Source organism: Streptomyces ossamyceticus, assembly GCF_001418475.1.
In the GTDB taxonomy this organism is placed as follows: domain Bacteria; phylum Actinomycetota; class Actinomycetes; order Streptomycetales; family Streptomycetaceae; genus Streptomyces; species Streptomyces ossamyceticus.
Genome location: NZ_LIQX01000857.1, coordinates 1 through 3447, shown reverse-complemented (window position 1 = coordinate 3447; position 3447 = coordinate 1). Strand labels below are relative to the sequence as shown.

2 protein-coding genes are annotated in these 3447 nt (G+C 68.3%); both read left to right on the top strand.

Annotation, left to right across the window (positions count from 1 at the left end; all coding sequences use genetic code 11):
* Positions 1-1135 (top strand): LCP family protein (locus tag AOK15_RS39760; RefSeq protein WP_055523946.1); only part of this gene is annotated, 1135 nt, incomplete at its 5' end.
* Between the two features lie 245 nt (positions 1136-1380).
* Positions 1381-3135, top strand: a complete 1755-nt coding sequence (locus AOK15_RS39755; RefSeq protein WP_055523944.1) for an LCP family protein — start codon at positions 1381-1383, stop codon at positions 3133-3135.
* Positions 3136-3447 lie beyond the last annotated feature (312 nt).

The window sequence follows — 3447 nt, the reverse complement described above, 5'->3', positions numbered from 1 at the left end:
CCAGCGCAGCCACCGCCGTCGCCGACGGCGGTGGCTGCGCTGGACCGCGGCGGGCGCCGCGACGATGCTGCTCGGGGGCGTGGCGGTGGGGTGGGCCGCCTATCGGAAGCTGGACGGGAACATCACGTCGGACACGACGGCGGCGGACGAGCTGGCCCGCTACGAGCGGGAGCGGCCGACCGCGCTGGTGCGGGACGCGCAGAACATCCTGATGATCGGGTCGGACTCCCGGTCGGGGAACGAGAACGGCAGATACGGGCGGGACTCGGGCACCGAGCGGTCGGACACGACCATCCTGCTGCACCTGGCGGCCGACCGGCGCAGCGCGACCGCGGTGTCCCTGCCGAGGGATCTGATGGTGGACGTGCCCGGCTGCCGCAGGCCTGACGGCACCCGGTCCGAACCGACCTTCACCATGTTCAACTACGCCTTCCAGGCCGGGGGTTCGGCCTGCACCATCCGGACGGTCGAGAAGATGACCGACATCCGCATCGACCACCACGTGGTCGTGGACTTCAGCGGCTTCAAGGAGATGGTGGACGCCGTGGACGGCGTCGAGGTGTGCGTCGATGCCCCCATCCGCGACAAGGCCGCCAAGCTCCGGCTGCCCGCGGGCCGGGTGAAACTCGACGGCGAGCAGGCGCTCGGCTATGTGCGGGCCCGCAAGACGCTGGGCGACGGCAGTGACACCGAACGGATGGACCGCCAGCAGCGCTTCCTCGCGGCACTGGCCGCGAAGGTGCGCAGCAACGGCGTCCTGCTGAATCCGGTGAAGCTCTATCCGGTCCTGGACGCGGCGACGTCCTCACTCACCACCGACCCCGGTCTGGCGAGTCTGCGCGGTCTCTACGATCTTGTCCGCGGAATGCGCGGCATTCCCATGGAAAGGGTGCAATTCCTGACCGTTCCCAGGAAGTCGTACGCCCATGACGCCAATCGTGACGAGCTCCTCGAGCCGGCGGCACACCGGCTTTTCGCCCGGCTGCGCTCCGACGCACCCGTGGCCGTGGCCCGGGAACTCCCGGAGGGGGGACCCGAGGGACATGCGCACGGGCTGTCGGACGGGTCTTCTCTCACCCCTGATCCGATGCCCACTTTCCGCGGTCGCACGGCCGCCGAAGGGGCCTGCGAGTGACCGGAGTGGGTCCCCGCAGGTAAAACGCACGTCAACACGAGGCACAAATGCTCTAGGAAATGGGCAGATTGCCCACTTGTAGGGACGTGCAATTTGTCACCGCCGTCGCTTGACGCCTGATCGGGCGGCTAGTGTGAGCGATCCGGTGTGTCAGGCCTTCCCGGTCACGCACCACTTGCAGCGAGACCCGAGCGTCTTTTGAGGGGGAAGACGCCGCGTGGCCCCGACGGAGGAATCAGACAACCGTGGACGCGCAAGGCCGTGGGCGGGCGGAAGACATCGATCCCGCAGACCAGTGGGTACTCAACCCGAACACCGGTGAATACGAACTGCGACTGGCCCCTTCCGCACCGCAGTCAGGCGTACCCAGGCCCCGCCGGGCCACGCCCGCGGCGGCGGGGGCCAGAGCGGGCGGCGCCTCCGGGCGGTCGGCGACGGCGACACCGGACACCCGGGAGATCCCCGAGGTGGTTCCGGGGCCCCGCCGTCGGCGCGGGACGCCCGAGGAGGAGCCGCTGCCGGGCCGCCGTGGCGGCCGGGGCAGGACCAAAACGAAGCCCAAGAAGTCGACGGGCAAGCGGATCCTGGTGTGGACGGGCGGCACGCTGGCCTTCGTGCTGGTGGGCGTGAGCGGCGCGGCCTACCTCTACTACCAGCACCTCAACAACAACATCCAGAAGATCTCGGACGACGGCGCCGGCACCGGCGGCTTCAGCAAGGACCGGGCGATCAACCTGCTGGTGATCGGCACCGACAAGCGGACCGGCGCGGGCAACGGCAGCTACGGCGACAAGGACAGCGTCGGCCACGCCGACACCACGATCCTGCTGCACGTCTCCAAGGACCGTTCGAACGCGACCGCGATGAGCATCCCCCGCGACATGATCGTGGACGTCCCTGACTGCCTGACCACGCAGGAGGACGGCTCCCAGAAGAACATCCCGGGCACGCCGAACGTCCGGTTCAACACGAGCCTCGGACAGTACGACCGCACCCCGAGCTGCACCATGCGCACGGTCACCGAGCTGACCGGGATCAAGCCCGACCACTTCATGGTCGCCGACTTCAACGCCGTGAAGACGCTCTCCACGGCGATCGGCGGCGTCGAGGTCTGCCTCGCCAAGCCCATCAAGGACTCCAAGTCCAAGCTGGACCTCTCCGAGGGCAAGCACACCATCCAGGGCGAGCAGGCACTGGCGTTCCTGCGCACCCGGTACAGCGTGGGCCTCGGCAGCGACCTGAGCCGGATCGAGCTGCAGCAGCAGTTCCTCAGCTCGATGATCCGCCAGATGAAGTCCGAGGACACCCTCACCGACCCGGGCAAGGTCATCGACCTGGCGGAGGCGGCCACGAAGGCCCTCTCCGTCGACGACAAGATCACCGACATCAAGAAGCTGGCCTCGCTGGGCCAGGAGGTCGGCAAGGTGAGCACGAAGAACATCACCTTCACCACGGTGCCCGTCGTCGACAACACCGACCGCGCGACCGTGCTGCCGATGCCGGGCAAGGCGGAGGAGCTGTTCCAGACCATCCGTGACGACGTCTCGCTCAGCGAGGTGAAGAAGAAGGCCAAGGAGAAGCAGGCCGCGAAGCTCAAGGGCAAGCGCGCCGACGCCTCCGAGGTCCGGGTCAACGTCTACAACGGCGGTGCCGAGGCCGGCAGCGCACAGGCCACGCTCAACTGGCTGCAGAACGAGGTCGGCGTGACCAAGTCCAGCCAACTCGGCAACGCGGGCAAGACGTTGTCGAAGACAACTCTCGAGTACGACCCGGACCAGGCCGACCAGGCGCGCAAGCTGGCCGACCTCATGGGTCTGTCCGCGTCCGCGCTCAAGCCCGGCGAGGGCAACAGCGAGACCAACTCACAGGGGCTGCCCGCGATGGTGCTGACCCTGGGCGAGGACTTCAAGGGCGCCGGGGTGAAGATCAGCGGTTCGTCGTCGGCGGCCGACCTGGACGTCGAGAAGAACACGGCGGACAAGGAAAAGTGCGCCAGCTGATGACCTGACGGGGTCTTCTCGCGTCTATCAGGACGCAACACGAAGTACAGACGCCGGGCGGGCGCGAGGGTGCGCCCGCCCGGCGGGTTCCGGTGGTCGTCCGGCGGCACCCGCCGCCGTAGCGACCCGTACACGCGTCCACGTCCGGCGTTCGACCGGGCGCACAGACGCGGTACCGGTCGTACACATGGGTGGCCGATGTCATCCGAGCAGGGCGTATGACGCGTTCAACAGAGCATGCGTACATCCCGGTTGGGGTCTCGGAAGTCCAACAGGAGGCGGGGGCGGCCCCGTCGGCACAGCAGGGTGGGG